Source organism: Vibrio sp. McD22-P3 (assembly GCF_021568915.1).
Lineage (GTDB): Bacteria > Pseudomonadota > Gammaproteobacteria > Enterobacterales > Vibrionaceae > Vibrio > Vibrio mediterranei.
Genome location: NZ_JAKGTN010000002.1, coordinates 306,144 through 322,825, shown reverse-complemented (window position 1 = coordinate 322,825; position 16,682 = coordinate 306,144). Strand labels below are relative to the sequence as shown.

The window sequence follows — 16,682 nt, the reverse complement described above, 5'->3', positions numbered from 1 at the left end:
TGATTGGGTTAACGAACGTAGCTGATGACGTTCTGAGTTTGTGGATCAGTAAAGGTAGAGAGAGGCATCCCGTAGATTTCTGATAGTGATGTTTCATTCATCACCGCTTCTGGCGAGCCATCAACAACAATTCGTCCTCGTTTAAGAGCCACCAGACGATCACTAAACCTCGCAGCCATATTGACGTCATGGATTACCATAATCACCGTCAAACCTAGGCTCTGGTTTAATTCTCGAATCAGTTTCAGTAACTCATATTGATGGGTAACATCGAGTGCGGAAGTTGGTTCATCAAGCAAGATACATTCGCTTTGTTGAGCCAATAGCATAGCAACCCAAGCACGCTGCCTCTCACCACCGGATAACGTACTCACAAAACGCTCAGCGAACGGCTGCAAGCCAACACGTTTAATTGCATCTTCGACAAGCTGATAATCTTCAGCGGTATATCGGCCTAACACTCCTTTCCACGGATAACGGCCAAACATCACTAGTTCACGAACTGTCACACCATCGGTGATAGGTGGATGTTGAGGAAGGTAAGCCACTTTCTTAGCAAACTCTTTTGGTGAGTAGTCATCAATGATTTTGCCTTCTAAGGTCACCTTTCCTGATGCAGTTTGATTCTGGCGGCTAAGCATTTTAATCAAGCTTGATTTGCCACTACCATTGTGACCTAACAGTGATGTGACTTCCCCTGCGACAAAGTCCAAATCAAAAGGGACTAAGATTTCAAGTGAGCCTATTTGGAAGCTTGCTTGCTTTAATGAAAACATAATAAATTGAGCATCTTATTATTAAAGCAATTAATATAATTGCAAATGAGAAAGATTTGTATGCGCATTGTAATTACTTTAGAGTGTTCTGTCACCACTCTATAAAATCTCATTGCTATGCTCGATACTCGTACCATTCAAGCGCAACAACGTCCGACCCGCACTCTATGGCTAATTGGCACATTCGCTTCGCTGATCGGTTTCGGACAAAATGCGCTACTTGTCTCCCTACCGATACTAGTAATGACTACAGATATTGACTTAGGCACATGGTCGATACTAATTGCCATTGGAAGTGTTCTATTTCTACCTAGCGCTCCATTCTGGGGAAAGCAGAGCGATAAATCCGGACCTAGGAAAGTGGTCTCTATCGGATTGCTAGGTCTTGCTGTTACCTTTATCGGTTTTGCTTTGATCATCCATGCCCTAGAACAGAGCTGGATTTCAACGACGACAAGTATTTTGTTATTGGGTACATTGAGAATAATCTATGGTTTGACGGTGTCAGGATTAGTTCCGGCCAGTCAACACTGGGCAATACAAACTGTTGGGAAAGAAAATCGGTTGAGTGCGATTACCTCTGTCAGCGCCGCACTTAGCGTTGGCCGAATTGGTGGACCATTGCTATCCGTCGCCTTAGTAAAGTTAAATCCGTTACTTCCTTTCGCTTTCGTCGGTTCCTCCGCATTATTCCTGGTGACACTATGTCTATTGCAACCTTCCATACCGTCGACAGTAAGCCCCAAGAAGATAAAAAGTCGCGCGCTTCTCGGCAGCATTAAGAACTATATCACCATTGGGCTTTGTCTCTGTGCAGCCGTTGGTGTACTGCATTACTCGTTAACGCCGTTGCTGCAAAGCATACCTGAGTTAACACCCGAACAATGGTCAGATTGGGTTGGCTATTTGCTGACAACCAGTGCAGTGGCAACGTTATTGACGCAGCTATTTGTAGTAAAGAAAAAGCTGTTCTCAGTCAATCAGATGCTGACTCTGGGTGCCACTCTCACACTCATTGGCTACGGACTGTTTCTGGTACCTAGCATTACCATGTACCTAATTGCTATCATCGTTGTTTCTTCAGGTAATGCTGTAATGGCTCCAGCCTACACAGCAAAAGCAATGCAACATCATAGTGAAAATCAGGGACAGATCAGTGGGCTTATTGCAACAGGACACACTATTGGGTTTGGATTGGCAGGCCTTATCATGTCATTGAGCGCCTACTTAGACGTTGCTCCAATAGGGTTTAGCATCTTGCTTGCTGGTTTGATGATTTTACTTACATTTCGACAGCTCAAGACATAGTCTTTTTGGTTAAGATTGGAGCAGAATCGCAAACTAAATATGCAAATAATTGCATTTTGAAATTATCCATTATTCTAGCGCCAGAGTATTCACACTCTCTACGTCAGACAAGGATAATCATCAGATGAAAAATAAGATAACACTCGCTCTAACTCTCACGTCACTACTGCCATTCTCTCAAGGGGTAGTCGCGCAAAGTTGGGGATATGGCGCGGATAACGGCCCCGCACACTGGGGTTCATTCAGTAGCACATGCAGCCAAGGTAAAAATCAAAGCCCCATAGATATAGAAACACAATCGCTTACTGCAGCAGAGATGACGCCACTTGAGTTTGACTATTCAGGTAGCATTGGCAACGTTGTTAATAATGGGCATACCATTCAAATCAATGTCACTGGTAGCAACACCTTGAAACTGGACGAACAAACGTTCACGTTAAAACAGTTCCACTTTCATACGCCGTCTGAGAATACCATTAACGGTAAACACGCCCCACTTGAAGCGCATTTCGTCCACGCCAATGACAATGGTGAACTCGCGGTTGTTGCCGTTATGTACGACATAGGAAAACGAGAAGACTCCGCCCTATCGGCTCTTCTGAATACACTGCCAGCAAATGGCCAGTCGATAAAAGTGGAATCCGATGTAAAACTTAAATCTCTGCTTCCAAGAGTTCATAGCTATTATCGTTACAACGGTTCACTAACCACCCCACCATGCAGCGAAGGAGTACGTTGGATTGTCTTAACTGACCCACAATTTATTGAACAAGCACCTCTGGAAAACTTATCTGATACTATGGGGAATAATGCACGTCCTATACAACCACATAACGCCCGCCTCATTCTAAAGTAACTCAGCTCTAAATTGACAAGGGTGCACACTGCACTCTTGTTTTTATTAACAAAATCATTACATTAGTGGTAGATTTTTTTGATCAACCTTCCAGAAATACGAATCCCAACCTTTCGAAAATTAACTCTTTGAACTGCTTCAAAGTTTACCGTACGCGTAGCGTGTAACTTAACTGTTAAACAAAATTTAGAATATGTTGCAATGATGAGATTTTGAATAACACGATGTTCAAAAGCATTCCTTACTGAGAATAGTAGGTTAGCCTTGAATAGCGGTGGGCAAAACAAGGGGGTGCAGTATGCAACAGTGTGAGATCAACGTATACGATATGAGGAATAAGCAGCGGTTTATCGTGCTCAATATCGGCTTTAGCGATACCACCAAAGCAGACTTTATGTGGAGCAATATGCCCACAACGAGTTGCCGAGATTACATTTCTCACCTGGTGGTGTCTGGCAACGTGGTCGCCAAAAAGTATATTACAGAAGATGACTTAAGTGACATGAACCGAGCAGCGTATCGCCAACAGCAGATGTCGATGAGTTGTTAACAGCGGTGCACTCAGATGCACCGCTATGACTACATTCGGTATGCGCCGTTGCGAGCTTATACCACCACGGCTGCTAGTGTTTCTTTTAAACCTTGTGCTACGTTTTTAGCAATCAGAAGCTTGCCTTTCTCCTTACTGCCTTCTGCTGAAGTCACAATAAGATCCGTTAACTCTTCACCACCAAAACCAACCATTGTAGGATTTTCTGATGGCACAGCAATCACGTCAATAACGTCGCCATCAGGTGAGATTTTAACCACGGATTGACCTGCATACATAGCTACCCAGTAGTTCCCTTCAGCATCTACACTTGCACCATCAGGACGACCATTGTGTTCAGTAAGGTCACAGTGCACTAGTTGCTCACCATATTGACCTGTTTCAGCGTTGTAGCTGTGTTTATACACTTTACTTGAACCTGTATCTGCCCAGTACAACCATTGACCATCTGGTGAAAACGCTAGGCCATTACATGTCCAAGCGAACATTGGTAGCGCTTCAATCGTGCCATCAAGATGTAACTGATGGAATTGCCCTTGGTCACCAACCTTGGCGCCATTGCGCGTACCTGCTATAAAGCGTCCGCCAGGTGCAGTGCGACCATCGTTGTAACGCATGCGTGGAAACTCAGAGACTAACGGTGCCAAAGACGTTTTTTCTGCACCCCAATTGCTAATGTGATACATACCTGACTTAAGCGCTACGATGAACCCTTGCTCACCATGCATAGCGAAACAACCAATAGGTTCGCCAAACTCAAGTTTTTCGTTCACACCATCTTTTTGACGCCAAAGCTCTCCGTCACAGATGTTGACCCACATCCAAGATTCATTACGCCAGTCCCAGCGTGGACATTCCGCCAAATCAAAATCTAGATCGACGAACTTTTCAAACTGAATAGGTTGTGCCACGTTCATGTCCTTTTTGTATCAATTAAGGTTGGTAATTTTCTGGCACTGTTGTAACAAAATCAGCGCTAGGGTGCTAGCGCTGATTAACAATTTGAAGGACAAATTATGTAAGCAAGGGACGGAGAATCGCCCCTATTGAATAATCAGCGAAGAATTCAGTCTCTATCGCCCGCGACTTTGAGCTGATCGGGATTGTTAAACTGGAAGTCGGACTTTAGATACGTGGTATTCGATGGTAAGGCAAATTTGGCTTCATGCTCAGCGACTATCTGATTTATCTTCATCAATAACTCTTGCTGGATGGTCAAGAACGCTTCCCGCTCTTGGGTATCAATGTGGGCGAATACATCAATATCCAGACTGTAATCGCTGAACGAAGAAAAATGTACTCTGAGTGGTGATGCCAAAATCAACTCATGCTCTTCCAACATTGAACGAATATCGCGGGTCAAGCTCACCATCGTTTCCATTGGAGTTTCATAGCGAAGATTGAGAGTCACCAAAAGTGGATAACGGTCCCTGCGGCTGAAATTGATGATTTGCATTTTCACTAGATCGCCGTTAGCGATAGTGACTTGCGTTCGGTCTTTAGCGCGAATCAATGTAGAACGAACACCAATTTGCTCAACTACTCCAGAAACACTACCTACTTTACAAAAGTCCCCAACAGACAAAGACTTGTCCATAAATAGAATGACCCCGCCTATCAGGTTTTCCATTGTAGGTTTTATCGCCAGAGCAATTGCCATACCACCTAGACTTAGCCCGGTAACAATCCCATAAACTGGAACACCCAAGCGATGTAAACCGAACCCAAGAATGGCCACCCCACATAAGGTCCCAACAATGGTTCCCGTGATTTGACTCAAACTCTTTTTCAAGCCGCTAACCTGGCCATTGCCTGCGAATAACACTTTACAGCTTGAAGATGCGACGATGTATGCGACTTGTGCAATCAAAGGCCAGAACAATAACTCCCCTGCCACATTAAGAAGGTTCATCAGACCACCAGTTAGATTGAGCTGATAATCAGCAATCCATGTATAGCCAAACAATCCTAGTGCCATCAAAGAGGGCTTCAACAGCGCATGGTGCACCTGTCGATAAACCAAATACGCGTAACCTGTAAGAAGAGCGGTTAATAATAGGAACGCAACCCATTGCCATACAGCTTGATCGGCGATCTCAGACATCATCGAGGGAGGTAACGAGTCAATGAGTGAAAACCACGTTGGCGGAATCAATCGTCCTGCACTCAATGAATAATATTGATAATAATCAGGCGTGGATTCCAACTTCGAAGGTAAGTGTTTCACTAACGAGTAATAATAATGAAGATTCGCTACCGTCTGTCTTGAGAACAGATAATTACCAGACTCTTGTTTTACTATTTGTATATTGGTGTTCGGAATCGTCCAACTTTGAACGTCTTTAGAATCGGGTATCATTGCCGGGTCAAAGCTTGGGATACGATCCAGAACCTCTTTCATTAACATTACCGATTCCATCGCAACTCTATGACGATTGAGATCGGAAATGGCAGAAAGATCGAAAGTTTGTGAGGCTTTATCGAACAGCGCGAAGATATTCTGCTTTTGCTCCACACTTACATTAGCAATATCGCCATATACTTCTCCCAGAGCCAAATTCGCCTCAGTCACTCGCTTAAGATAGCTTTCATAAGTTGCTTTTGGCGTACTGGTATCCGGGGGGGCTAATGGAAAAGCACTCTCTGCCCAAGAAGTCATGACGACACTATAACTCAAAAATACTATCAGCCACTGTTTCATTTGGTCATCCATTAACAGTATGATTTTCTATAAGAATAGGATCTAATTCTTTGAATTCTCGTTTTTTCTTATTGAAATTGTAAGAGATAGAGGTAATGTGATTTATCTCTCCTAGAACAATTTAAAGGCCGGAATTGCATGACCATAAAAACGCTAGATTCAAAAGTCGTTTATAAGAACAATTGGATGACCGTTCGCGAAGATAGAATAGAGCGACCCAGTGGCAAAGAAGGAATCTATGGCGTAGTAGATAAACCAGATTGCGCGGTTATTATTGCTCTTGACGGTCAGAACATTCACTTAGTTCAACAGTTCCGATATTCGGTGGGCGATCGCTTTTGGGAGCTTCCTCAGGGGGCCTGGGAGTCTAATCCCGACGCCGATCATCTGGATCTCGCCAAGGGTGAGTTATTAGAAGAAACCGGACTTGAAGCTCAAAATATGACATATGTAGGCAAGCAACTCATCGCGTACGGTTTCCTCAATCAAACTTGCCACATTTACTTCGCCACTGAACTGACTCAAAAGCAACAACGCCTTGATAGTGAAGAAGAAGATCTCATCACTCAAGCCTTCACGATCAAAGAGTTTGAAACCATGATCATCGAAGGAAAGATCCAGGATATTGTTACCACGGGCGCATGGGGACTGACCAAAATGAAAGGCTTGATACCTTAGAAAATCGGAAACTGGTCACAAAAGTACTTATAAAGTTCGATATTAGGTAATTATATCCCAAGCTAGGAGAATACGACCCTGATTGAGGAATGACTATGGATCAGTTAACTCTTCAAGAGTGCTTAATCGACACACTTCGGCGACTGGAAAAATACAAAACTACGATGTATTTGAGAGAGGACGCCTATGATCTCGAATCTGCGATTAAAAAGCTCACTGAGCAGCTTTTTAGTCTTCAGATACTGAGCGAGCTAAAAGGGTCAATTGACGATATTTCTTCCTCTATTGAGCTCCTAAAAATGGTCACTAAAGAAGCGGACCGATCATTAGATCAGGGCTTTGAACTTGATGATGCACGAAAGTTAATTGCTCACACTCTTGAAGCTGATAGAGCCTTATCTAAAGTAACACTTGGTGAACTTGGTCACATCTAACCATCTGTATTGTTAATAGCTCAAGGTGCTCATTACCACAAATAGCGATAAATCACTTCACCAAAAAGTCTTAACCAATTGTTTTAAAAGGTTTAGTACATTATTCGCACTAATTTTACTTCATACTAACCCATTGATTTACATCATAAGAACTTACTCTTACCCATGTTAGCTTCTCGCCATCATATACATCAGGTCGAATAGCAAGGAGCATTCAAATGAGCAGTTCTATTATCCTTCCCTCTACCAATTTGTTAGGCAGCGGTTGTTTGTCTCAAGCCGTTGATACCATTCACCAGCAAGGCTTCAATAAAGCACTGATAGTGACGGATACCGTTTTAACTCAAATTGGCCTAGTGGCAACGATTACTGATCAACTCGCCGCCAAAGGCATATCTTTTACCATTTACGATGGAACACAGCCTAACCCTACCATCGACAATGTAGAACAAGGTCTAGTTACGTTAGTAGACAATGATTGTGATCTTATTATTTCTGTTGGTGGTGGCTCACCTCATGATTGTGCGAAAGGTATCGCCTTGGTCGCAACTAATGGTGGCAAAATCACCGACTATGAGGGAATTAACAAAGCACGCAAATCACCCTTCCCCTTAGTTGCGATTAATACCACAGCTGGTACCGCTTCTGAGATGACGATGTTTAGTGTCATCACGGATGAAAGCAGACAAATCAAAATGGCGATCGTTGATCAAAAGGTAACCCCATTGATTTCGGTCAACGACCCTGAGTTAATGCTTGCCATGCCGAGCTCACTGACCGCTGCAACAGGCATGGATGCACTTACTCACGCTATTGAAGCTTACGTCTCAGTTGCCGCGAACCCGATCACAGACACGGTTGCATTAAAAGCAATTGAGCTGATTAACAAACATTTGCCAACGTGCGTCAGCAACGGAAGTAACCTCAAAGCTCGGGAGCTGATGGCTTACGCTCAGTTTATGGCAGGTATCGCATTTAACAACGCGCTTCTTGGCTACGTACATGCGATGGCTCATCAGTTAGGGGCAACTTATCACCTTCCACATGGTATTTGTAATGCCGTACTCCTTCCTCATGTTCAACGTTTTAATCTCACGGCTAACCCTGAAAAATTCGTCGATATTGCGCAAGCAATGGGCAAAGAGGTTCATGGATTAACGACAGAGGAGGCAGCTGAGCTGGCAATTGAAGCGATGGATGAGCTTGCAAGAAAGGTTAACATTCCTGCGACGTTAGCAGAACTAGGCGTTAACCAAGGTGATATTGATAAACTATCAGAAAGTACACTGAATGATGTTTGCTGTTTAACCAATCCTCGTCAGGCGACTAAACAAGAAATCGCGGAAATATTCCAAGCGGCATGGTAGGAGAATTGAAGTAGTCACAAACCATAGATACAAGGCATAGCATCCCTGCTACGCCTTGCATTTACATTGTAAACCAAATTAAAAATCACTAACAAACACCTTCTCAACCTGATGTACCCAAAGCCTACTAGACCATTATTTGAACAATTTACCAACTAGCATCGTATGAGATTTGTCTAGCAAGGAGGAGTTAGCATGAACACAAAATTAAGCGCTTTGGAACAGTTTGCTCAGTTTGATAAGTTGGTCATACACTCACTTGAAATGTCGCTATATCAAGCATCGGTGATTATTGATGGTGACGAACACTACATTACTGAAGAAAATGGGCGACTGATACGCAGCCACAATATCGTTGATATGCGCAGATTGTGCCACAACATTGAGGCAAAAGAAGTGGTTCTAAGACAAGATAATGCGTATGACGAAATGATTGGAAGCCCGATTAGAGTGGGTGAAAACACTTTAGAAGTGCCCTTGGGAAGTTTTAGCTCGGTAATGTAATATCTCGCGAATAAAGTAGGGTGCAGTGCCAGGCAATCGGCACTGCACTGAATTCAATTGAGACTGAATACCTAACACTTATTACATTTCGACTGTTTCGCTTCGTAATCCATGACAGCGCCTTGCGAGTCAAAGGAGAAACGGCAGCATTGCTCATACACAGTTTTCAATTCTGTGCGACTTTTTTGCACTCGCGACTTCAGTGTTGAGTAACTAACACCTAGTTCCTCAGCGACTTCTTTCTGCGACTTACCCTCAATATCTATCGACTGTAAAAGCTCGGCCGAAGAATCAGACAATGAGCTCATCAATGGCTGAATACAACTCGCGAGTTGTTGCTTGGCATCTTCTTCTGAGCTTTCGTGCCACAAGGTTTCTCCCTCTGCCAAAGAAGCTTTACCATTTGCTCGATAGAAATCGATTACGGAACGATTAGCGATTTGGAATAGCCAAGATTTGATGCTGTCTGGGTTCTGTAGCTTATCGAGATTCTGATACGTTTTTATCAAAATTTCCTGCAGCACATCTTCCGCATCCGATTCGTTGGAAATCTTACTTCTCAAGAAGTTTCGCAAGCCTGATTGATATTCTGACCAAATCTTTTCTAACATCATCAATTCTCTATGCTAATACTTGGTAAACTGATTATTTCACGGCGCCGTGAGAACGGGCGCGTTTTAATCCATCTATGGCTAATATTAGTAAAGCAACCATCACCAATAAATACGTCGGCATATCACTCGCAGCCACACGCTCCCCTAACAGTAGTCCTACACAGAATACTAAAACAGGTTCAACATACCCTAACAAGCCAAAGAGCGACATAGATAAAGACTGTGACGCAAACAAAAAGAGCAACATAGGAACTGAGCCAGCTACCGCCAAGCCAACATAGTAAATCCAAACCGATGCATCCAATTGCTGGATATAACTCCACGGTTGAAGATAGAGTGTGGCCCCTAACGCAAAGGGCAACAGGAATAAATTATCGAGCGCAAAACCAACATCGCTTTTGACACCCAAAGTCCTCCTATGAACGAAATAAACTGGATAGCCAAGCGCAATCAAAAGCACTATCCACGATAACCCTTCAGCCATCATATAAGCGTATATCACCCCGGCACCAGCCACACAGCAAGCCAGAGTTTGTAGCGGTGTCAGTCTATCGCCATAAACAAATCGCCCAACCACCACCAGCACTAAAGGTAGAGAGAAGTAGCCTAAGGCGACTGACAAGGTCTCCCCATATAGAGGTGCCCAAACAAAAATCCAGTATTGCGGTCCAACGAGTAACGCAGAGAACAAATACCGATGCCAGCGGTTGACTTGCTTTAGCGCGCTAAAAAGCATACCAATTCTTCGGCTCAGTGTAAGAAACAAGAGCACAACAAGCACGCTCCAGATAATACGCTGTGCCGCGATCCAATGCCCTTCGCCTCCCGCAACATTAAATGCTTCTAACTCGGGCTGAAATTGAACATAAAGAGGCAATAAGCCAAACAAGCATGAGGCTAAAATCGACGCGCTAATCCCCTTCGCTGTGTCGGACAAGCTTAAGAACTTATTAATCATTGGACGCTTTTTATTTGTTAGGAATAACACGCGGACATTACCGCATTTTGAGCCTATTTTATATAGGATTTTTCGATGTCTGATTCACTTTTTATGCACTGTTTGCTGTGATAATTATCACTACTTTATATCTTTTGCTTCCTTTCTTGCTCTACTCAGCCCACTAGAATTTATTGATTCAATTAGAGCACAGTCTCAAGGCCACTAGAGTAAACCTTCTAATGTCCAACTAAGACTCATAAAGCATTCGAATAGATGGCAGTTGGAGTATTTACTCATTCATCGTTAAACTACACAAATCTGACTTAGGAAGACCAGAATCCTTTATAGAATAAAGGAAAAATAGGGAGTCAACTTTCACCTAATAGGCCTAACTAAGTAACAAAACATGCAAATACCCAATAGAACCTACCTATTCGCTTTACTGTCACTACCACTTGTTTTCATTTCAAAAAACACCAGTGCGGGAATGATGGACAGTTTTATCGACCCTACGGACGGCAGACTGGATGGCAGCCAATTTATCTTGGATAACGCCGCTGGTTTTTTGCCAGTTCCCCTTACAGTCACTGACCCAGCAGTTGGCGTCGGTGGTGGTGCAGCGTTGCTTTTCTTCCACGAATCAGACGAACGTAAAGCGAAACGCTTGGCCGGTGAAAAAGTTGAAGATATTCCAGCCAGTGCTTCCGGGTTGATGGCGCTTGGAACAAGCAACGGCTCCCATCTTTATGGTGGTTTTCATTCTGGCAACTGGCGTAACGACAAAATCCGTTATCTTGGCGGTTTGTTTGGCGCACAGTTCAACTTGAAAATGTACGAACAAGATACCCCTCTCGATCTAAGTTTAAAAGGATTGTATTTCTTTCAGGAGATTGATTTTCGATTAGGAGAGTCAAACTTCTTCCTTGGTGGCGCTTACAGCTATATGTCTTCGACATCGACCTTCGACCAATTGAGTGAGCTAGCATTAAACTCTAGAGATGGACGAGTGGGCATTCGAGCGATGTACGATAGTCGCAACAACCAGTTTTCCCCAAGAGAAGGGACTAAAGCGGGTATCAAACTGGATTACCATAGAAAAGCCTTCGGGGGTCAATTTGACTACCAAAAATACAATGCTTATTTCCTCAACTACTCGAGACTTTCATCACAATGGGGGCTAGGCCTGCGCGCAGATGTAAAATCTATTTCGGACAACGTTGACCCACGAGCAGAAGTGTACGCCAAACCATTTATTGAAATGAGAGGCATAGCAGCAATGCGTTATCGTGGCGACAATACAGCCTTGGGTGAAATCGAACTGAGCTATGACATTGATAATCGCTGGACGATTCTTGGATTTGCTGGTGCAGGTACTGCATTCAATTATGATGAAAGCATCTCTAGAAGCAAAGTATATTATACCCAAGGTGCCGGTTTTCGATACTTGCTTGCCCGTCAGCTTGGTTTGCGTATGGGTATCGACGTCGCAAAAGGACCTGAAGAGTGGACAACCTATATTCAGTTCGGTAGCGCATGGAAATAAACCTTTCCTCCGCTATGTCTAATGTGGCTAGATGTGGCTAGTTGGGTAACCAATCTAGCCACAGTGATATCTTAGTTTGCCTGTTTCATACTGTATACCGAGTACAGTACTAAGCATAACCCAACGGCGTGATAGACAGTAAATGCCTCACCTAGAACAAACACCGCCGCTAATGCCGTAATGCCGGGACCTATATTTGAGGTGACACTCAATTCGGTCGCGGTTAGTCGTGCCATTCCAGCTGCGATAAGGTAAGAGGGAAGCACTGTGCAGAAGATTCCTAATATAATACCCAGCAAAATTAGAGGAAACGACCAGTCACTCGGACTAATCCCTGATAAGGACAAATGCACTAGGATCGCTAATCCGGCGCTACCCATACCAATACTGGTAAACAGCTCGCTTCCTATCTTACTTATGATGTTTTTACTTAACATTAAGTAAGCGGCAAACACGATGGCCGATGCTATAGCCAAGCCACTCCCCTTCCATACTTCTCCGCCAAAAGACTGTAAGTCGTGAGCGATAATAAAACCAATACCTAAATACCCTATACCAACGGCTTTAAGCACAAGCTTGGACGGCGCTTGTCCCAAAAATACCCAAGAAAATAGCACCACGAAGCTGGGGAATAGGAATATAAGTAACCGTTCGAGTTGAGCACTGATGTACTCCAATGCGGCTATATCTAGATAACTGGCAACGTAGTAACCTAAAACGCCTACTAATGCGGCTTGCCACCCATGACGTCTAACGTGCTGGCGCTTTTCCGCTGAACGACAAAGAATACAAAGCACCAATAAATAAAAAGGCAGCGAGCTAAATGCGCGCAACGACATGATGGTTGTAGCATCGCCACCATATTGAAAAGCGATTTTAATCAATATCGGCTTGAGTGAGAAAAGCGCCGCTCCAGATAAAGCGAACATTAACCCTTTAACATATTGGGGCTTCGATGACGTTTGGGATGATTCTATCGCGTTGCTCATTCTTACTCCCTTTCAATAAAGGCTACGAGAATAAGCGGTGTGGACTGGCTACGCTTTACTCGTAGCCAGGCACAGAAAAACCTACCGAGCTACTGGTATATCGAGTAGAAGCCAGAGGTAGTTAGACTGTGCAAACATATGAATTTCCTTAGTGATGAAATAACAGACTATTTCATCACCTATCAATATGCAACTGCCAATACGGTTTTCATAAACAAGCAGCTAAGGGTTAAGCGAGATTTCGAAGATAATTACATAGCCATGCGATGGCATGATCGTTAATGCTAGCTCGGTTCCACACCAAACTGTATGCCACCTTACCGTATTCAAAAGGCAAGGGGTTTGCTACCAATCCTTTTGCTTGAAGCGCAATATCGGCCCATTTTTTAGAGCAAGTAAACAGCAAATTGGATTGATGACACAGTACAGCTGCCGCACCAAAGTCTGAAACATTCACTTTTACATCTCTAGCGCGATATTTCTGGCGTAGAGTCTGCTCAAAATAAGGGCGATTAAGTTCGGCATCTGAAATACCGATATGCTGACTATTTAGGTAATCATCAATTGTCAGTTCACGTCCTGCTAACGGGTTGTCAGAAGACATTAGGCAAACCAATTCATCTTCCAGAATCACTTCCCAAATCAACTCTTTGGTATTGGTTGGGGCTTGGCTCACATCGTGAGGGAGAATAATGAAATCTACTTGGCCACTGTGCAAAGCGTCGAAGCCAAATCGAGCCTTTGTCATGATTTGGAGTTTGGCCTTTGGCGTGCACTCTATGGTCAGCCGCGCCAAGGAATGCGCGAACAACTCAAAAGTGCTTTCTCTCATCGATAGGCTGAATCGGCCTTCAAATGAGTTTGGTTCAAATCGTGTTTGGTTCAATAAACCGTTCATACTTGCCAGCATAGAGTGAATCAATGGCGCGATTTTTACGGCATAAGGGGTTGGCGTGAGTTGAGAACCATCACGGTAGAACAATTCATCGTCTAATATTTCACGTAACTGAGTGATGGTTTTGCTCACACTGGATGGCGTAACCGACAGTACTTCTGCTGATTTGGTGACACTGCTTGTGTCAAGCATGACATGAAGCGCCAGAAGGTGCTTAAAGCCTACTTTTGATAATCCTTCGATATCCATCAAGTACTAATCCATTAGGTTATTGGTTAATTGCTCACAGATTCGTTTCAATGTCAGCGCGTCTTCCAGGTCCAATTGAGCCTTACATGCAATGGAGTTTGGGACTGACATGGCTTTGTCACGCAGAGCAAAGCCCTGTTCTGTGACAGTAATCATTCTCGCACGCTCGTCTGTTTCACTGCGTTTTCTCTCCACAAGCCCTTTCTGTTCAAGTCTTTTAAGTAAAGGAGTTAGCGTTCCAGAATCCAACTTCAAGTCTGCACCAATGTCTTTAACGTTCATCGGGGCTTTCTTCCACAATACAAGCATGGTCATGTATTGCAGATATGTCAGGTCAATCTGTTCCAAAATTGGTCGATAAGCACGCGTCAACGCATTGCTTGCGCTATACAGTGCAAAGCAAACTTGCTTATCGATATCTAATGACTCTAGCTGGTCGAACTTCATATCTTTCCAAACCATTTATTTATATTGCGCACAATATACTTGCAATCACTCTTATTTGGCAATATGATTTGCGCACAATCTAATTACACACAATCATTATTAATACATAAGGAATGAATCATGTCTGCACTTTATACAACTTCTGCTACCGCTCTTGCTGGACGTAACGGACAAGTGACTACAGATGACGGTCTATTAGATCTTGCATTGTCATATCCTAAAGCACTTGGCGGCACGGGAACGGCGACTAACCCAGAACAGCTTTTTGCTGCTGGTTATTCAGCGTGTTTTTCGAACGCAATCCTTCATGTTGCTCAGCAGCAGAAGCTTAGCCTAAAAGCAGCGCCGACAAAGGCAACGGTTGCATTAAAAGCAAACGAACAAGGCGGGTTTGTTTTGGATGTTGCGCTTGATGTGACATTAGATATGGAAGATGCCGCTGCTATTGAACTGGTTCGTGTTGCACACCAAGTATGCCCATATTCAAACGCTCTACGAGGCAATGTCGATGTTGCAGTTACTGCAAACGGTCAAGCTATCTAAAGAATTCTAGAGGGTGCATCGCGCCCTCTTCGCTTTTCCCCTCAAAAATGACCTAGCTTACGTGTTGTAACCACTTTATTTACCTATCGAAATTTTTAACTTTCATCCCTTTCACTTTGTCGATTTTGTCGACATAAAGCTAATGAAAAGCGATCCCGATCAAGAAAAATCGCAAAATTCACAGAAAAGTAATAGCCGACTCGAAAAACTTATTTTATAATGCGAATTAATGTTTCAGAACAAACTAAATTCTATTATTAGGGGATCAACATGAGACTTATTCCATTACAAAACGCAGAACAAGTAGGTAAGTGGGCAGCACGCCATATCGCAGAGCGTATCAATGCATTCCAACCAACTGCTGAAAAACCATTTGTTCTAGGTTTGCCAACTGGTGGAACACCTCTTTCTACATACAAAGAGCTGATCGCACTATACAACGCTGGTGAAGTAAGCTTCAAAAACGTTGTTACTTTCAACATGGATGAGTACGTTGGTATCGACCCTGAGCACCCAGAATCTTACCGTTCGTTCATGTACAACAACTTCTTCAATCATGTAGACATCCAAGAAGAGAACATCAACCTTCTTGACGGTCTTGCTGATGACATCGATGCTCACTGTGCTGCGTACGAAGAAAAGATTCGTTCATACGGCAAGATCAACCTATTCATGGGTGGTGTGGGTATTGATGGTCATATCGCATTCAATGAGCCAGGTTCTTCTCTAGCATCTCGTACTCGTATCAAAACTCTGACAGAAGATACTCGTATCGCTAACTCTCGTTTCTTCGATAACGATATCAATCAAGTACCTAAGTACGCACTAACTATCGGTGTGGCGACTCTTCTAGATGCTGAAGAAGTAATGATCCTAACTCTAGGTCACAACAAAGCACTTGCTCTACAAATGGCAGTTGAAGGTTCTGTAAATCACATGTGGACAGTGACAGCACTTCAAATGCACCGCAAAGCGATCATCGTTGCTGACGATGCAGCTCAGCAAGAGCTTAAAGTGAAGACTGTTCGCTACTTCAACGAACTTGAAGTTGAGAACATCAAAGGTCTATAAACCAACTTTTTGAACAAGGGTAATGGAACTTTTTTGTTACCCTTTGTTCTAAAAAGACGTCACTTGCAACAAAAAGTGACTAGCAATGGAGTGCTAACGTATTCCAAAGCTCCGTATAAGTCGGGCTTATATGCCAAGCTAAGCCCGACTATCTCTTCTTCCCCTTCTTTCCTACTTAATCCGTTTTTTTGATTTCTAAACCATCGACTACAACTTT

Annotated in this window: 18 protein-coding genes; 10 read left to right on the top strand and 8 right to left on the bottom strand. The window is 43.4% G+C overall.

Annotated elements, in window-relative coordinates; all coding sequences use genetic code 11:
* Positions 1–8: 8 nt before the first annotated feature.
* Positions 9–776 carry an ABC transporter ATP-binding protein gene (locus tag L2W36_RS03515; protein ID WP_062456110.1) on the bottom strand — a complete coding sequence of 256 codons (768 nt, stop codon included), beginning with the start codon at positions 774–776 and terminating at the stop codon, positions 9–11.
* Positions 777–893: 117 nt separating this feature from the next.
* Here L2W36_RS03515 and L2W36_RS03510 point away from each other — a divergent pair, with 117 nt between their 5' ends.
* The 3 genes from L2W36_RS03510 (at position 894) to L2W36_RS03500 (ending at position 3,490) form a co-directional block, all read left to right on the top strand.
* Positions 894–2,084, top strand: coding sequence for an MFS transporter (locus L2W36_RS03510; protein ID WP_236109338.1), 1,191 nt, complete (start codon positions 894–896; stop codon positions 2,082–2,084).
* 124 nt (positions 2,085–2,208) lie between these two features.
* Positions 2,209–2,940 carry a carbonic anhydrase gene (locus L2W36_RS03505; RefSeq protein ID WP_236109337.1) on the top strand — a complete coding sequence of 244 codons (732 nt, stop codon included), beginning with the start codon at positions 2,209–2,211 and terminating at the stop codon, positions 2,938–2,940.
* A gap of 298 nt (positions 2,941–3,238) precedes the next feature.
* Positions 3,239–3,490: a hypothetical protein gene (locus tag L2W36_RS03500; protein WP_006070371.1), complete on the top strand. Its 252-nt coding sequence runs from the start codon at positions 3,239–3,241 to the stop codon at positions 3,488–3,490.
* A 56-nt stretch (positions 3,491–3,546) separates the two neighbouring features.
* Here the strand turns inward: L2W36_RS03500 and L2W36_RS03495 are convergent, their stop codons facing one another.
* Complete coding sequence (locus L2W36_RS03495) at positions 3,547–4,407, bottom strand: SMP-30/gluconolactonase/LRE family protein (protein WP_236109336.1); 861 nt, start codon at positions 4,405–4,407, stop codon at positions 3,547–3,549.
* 149 nt (positions 4,408–4,556) lie between these two features.
* Complete coding sequence (locus L2W36_RS03490; RefSeq protein ID WP_236109335.1) at positions 4,557–6,191, bottom strand: mechanosensitive ion channel family protein; 1,635 nt, start codon at positions 6,189–6,191, stop codon at positions 4,557–4,559.
* Positions 6,192–6,329: 138 nt separating this feature from the next.
* On the opposite strand from L2W36_RS03490, the gene L2W36_RS03485 reads away from it, so the two are divergent.
* The 4 genes from L2W36_RS03485 (at position 6,330) to L2W36_RS03470 (ending at position 9,174) form a co-directional block, all read left to right on the top strand.
* Entirely contained in the window at positions 6,330–6,869 is a 540-nt protein-coding gene (locus L2W36_RS03485) for an NUDIX domain-containing protein (RefSeq protein ID WP_006070368.1), read from the top strand.
* 95 nt (positions 6,870–6,964) lie between these two features.
* Complete coding sequence (locus L2W36_RS03480; RefSeq protein WP_062456122.1) at positions 6,965–7,303, top strand: hypothetical protein; 339 nt, start codon at positions 6,965–6,967, stop codon at positions 7,301–7,303.
* 218 nt (positions 7,304–7,521) lie between these two features.
* The gene (locus tag L2W36_RS03475) at positions 7,522–8,670 is read left to right on the top strand and encodes an iron-containing alcohol dehydrogenase (RefSeq protein WP_124941467.1); all 1,149 of its coding nucleotides are present in this window, start codon (positions 7,522–7,524) and stop codon (positions 8,668–8,670) included.
* A 195-nt stretch (positions 8,671–8,865) separates the two neighbouring features.
* Complete coding sequence (locus L2W36_RS03470; RefSeq protein WP_006070365.1) at positions 8,866–9,174, top strand: DUF6482 family protein; 309 nt, start codon at positions 8,866–8,868, stop codon at positions 9,172–9,174.
* Positions 9,175–9,245: 71 nt separating this feature from the next.
* On the opposite strand, the gene sigZ is transcribed toward L2W36_RS03470, so the two are convergent.
* Both sigZ and rarD read right to left on the bottom strand, forming a co-directional pair.
* Entirely contained in the window at positions 9,246–9,785 is a 540-nt protein-coding gene (sigZ, locus tag L2W36_RS03465; RefSeq protein ID WP_198559383.1) for an RNA polymerase sigma factor SigZ, read from the bottom strand.
* 34 nt (positions 9,786–9,819) lie between these two features.
* The gene (gene rarD, locus L2W36_RS03460; protein ID WP_006070363.1) at positions 9,820–10,746 is read right to left on the bottom strand and encodes an EamA family transporter RarD; all 927 of its coding nucleotides are present in this window, start codon (positions 10,744–10,746) and stop codon (positions 9,820–9,822) included.
* Between the two features lie 388 nt (positions 10,747–11,134).
* On the opposite strand from rarD, the gene L2W36_RS03455 reads away from it, so the two are divergent.
* Complete coding sequence (locus tag L2W36_RS03455) at positions 11,135–12,271, top strand: glyceraldehyde-3-phosphate dehydrogenase (RefSeq protein WP_236109334.1); 1,137 nt, start codon at positions 11,135–11,137, stop codon at positions 12,269–12,271.
* Between the two features lie 71 nt (positions 12,272–12,342).
* Here the strand turns inward: L2W36_RS03455 and L2W36_RS03450 are convergent, their stop codons facing one another.
* From L2W36_RS03450 to L2W36_RS03440, 3 genes are all read right to left on the bottom strand, one after another.
* Positions 12,343–13,260, bottom strand: a complete 918-nt coding sequence (locus L2W36_RS03450; RefSeq protein ID WP_038227399.1) for a DMT family transporter — start codon at positions 13,258–13,260, stop codon at positions 12,343–12,345.
* Between the two features lie 229 nt (positions 13,261–13,489).
* Positions 13,490–14,404: a LysR family transcriptional regulator gene (locus L2W36_RS03445; RefSeq protein WP_236109395.1), complete on the bottom strand. Its 915-nt coding sequence runs from the start codon at positions 14,402–14,404 to the stop codon at positions 13,490–13,492.
* Between the two features lie 6 nt (positions 14,405–14,410).
* The gene (locus tag L2W36_RS03440; protein ID WP_031493923.1) at positions 14,411–14,866 is read right to left on the bottom strand and encodes a MarR family winged helix-turn-helix transcriptional regulator; all 456 of its coding nucleotides are present in this window, start codon (positions 14,864–14,866) and stop codon (positions 14,411–14,413) included.
* A 105-nt stretch (positions 14,867–14,971) separates the two neighbouring features.
* On the opposite strand from L2W36_RS03440, the gene L2W36_RS03435 reads away from it, so the two are divergent.
* Entirely contained in the window at positions 14,972–15,394 is a 423-nt protein-coding gene (locus L2W36_RS03435; RefSeq protein WP_062456143.1) for an organic hydroperoxide resistance protein, read from the top strand.
* A 270-nt stretch (positions 15,395–15,664) separates the two neighbouring features.
* Positions 15,665–16,465: a glucosamine-6-phosphate deaminase gene (gene nagB / locus L2W36_RS03430; protein WP_031493925.1), complete on the top strand. Its 801-nt coding sequence runs from the start codon at positions 15,665–15,667 to the stop codon at positions 16,463–16,465.
* Positions 16,466–16,682 lie beyond the last annotated feature (217 nt).

Excerpts from the sequence above, each read along its gene's own strand:
- L2W36_RS03515 (WP_062456110.1), bottom strand. The coding sequence starts at position 776 with ATGTTTTCATTAAAGCAAGCAAGCTTCCAAATAGGCTCACTTGAAATC.
- L2W36_RS03510 (WP_236109338.1), top strand. The coding sequence starts at position 894 with ATGCTCGATACTCGTACCATTCAAGCGCAACAACGTCCGACCCGCACT.
- L2W36_RS03505 (WP_236109337.1), top strand. The coding sequence starts at position 2,209 with ATGAAAAATAAGATAACACTCGCTCTAACTCTCACGTCACTACTGCCA.
- L2W36_RS03500 (WP_006070371.1), top strand. The coding sequence starts at position 3,239 with ATGCAACAGTGTGAGATCAACGTATACGATATGAGGAATAAGCAGCGG.
- L2W36_RS03495 (WP_236109336.1), bottom strand. The coding sequence starts at position 4,407 with ATGAACGTGGCACAACCTATTCAGTTTGAAAAGTTCGTCGATCTAGAT.
- L2W36_RS03490 (WP_236109335.1), bottom strand. The coding sequence starts at position 6,191 with ATGAAACAGTGGCTGATAGTATTTTTGAGTTATAGTGTCGTCATGACT.
- L2W36_RS03485 (WP_006070368.1), top strand. The coding sequence starts at position 6,330 with ATGACCATAAAAACGCTAGATTCAAAAGTCGTTTATAAGAACAATTGG.
- L2W36_RS03480 (WP_062456122.1), top strand. The coding sequence starts at position 6,965 with ATGGATCAGTTAACTCTTCAAGAGTGCTTAATCGACACACTTCGGCGA.
- L2W36_RS03475 (WP_124941467.1), top strand. The coding sequence starts at position 7,522 with ATGAGCAGTTCTATTATCCTTCCCTCTACCAATTTGTTAGGCAGCGGT.
- L2W36_RS03470 (WP_006070365.1), top strand. The coding sequence starts at position 8,866 with ATGAACACAAAATTAAGCGCTTTGGAACAGTTTGCTCAGTTTGATAAG.
- sigZ (WP_198559383.1), bottom strand. The coding sequence starts at position 9,785 with ATGTTAGAAAAGATTTGGTCAGAATATCAATCAGGCTTGCGAAACTTC.
- rarD (WP_006070363.1), bottom strand. The coding sequence starts at position 10,746 with ATGATTAATAAGTTCTTAAGCTTGTCCGACACAGCGAAGGGGATTAGC.
- L2W36_RS03455 (WP_236109334.1), top strand. The coding sequence starts at position 11,135 with ATGCAAATACCCAATAGAACCTACCTATTCGCTTTACTGTCACTACCA.
- L2W36_RS03450 (WP_038227399.1), bottom strand. The coding sequence starts at position 13,260 with ATGAGCAACGCGATAGAATCATCCCAAACGTCATCGAAGCCCCAATAT.
- L2W36_RS03445 (WP_236109395.1), bottom strand. The coding sequence starts at position 14,404 with ATGGATATCGAAGGATTATCAAAAGTAGGCTTTAAGCACCTTCTGGCG.
- L2W36_RS03440 (WP_031493923.1), bottom strand. The coding sequence starts at position 14,866 with ATGGTTTGGAAAGATATGAAGTTCGACCAGCTAGAGTCATTAGATATC.
- L2W36_RS03435 (WP_062456143.1), top strand. The coding sequence starts at position 14,972 with ATGTCTGCACTTTATACAACTTCTGCTACCGCTCTTGCTGGACGTAAC.
- nagB (WP_031493925.1), top strand. The coding sequence starts at position 15,665 with ATGAGACTTATTCCATTACAAAACGCAGAACAAGTAGGTAAGTGGGCA.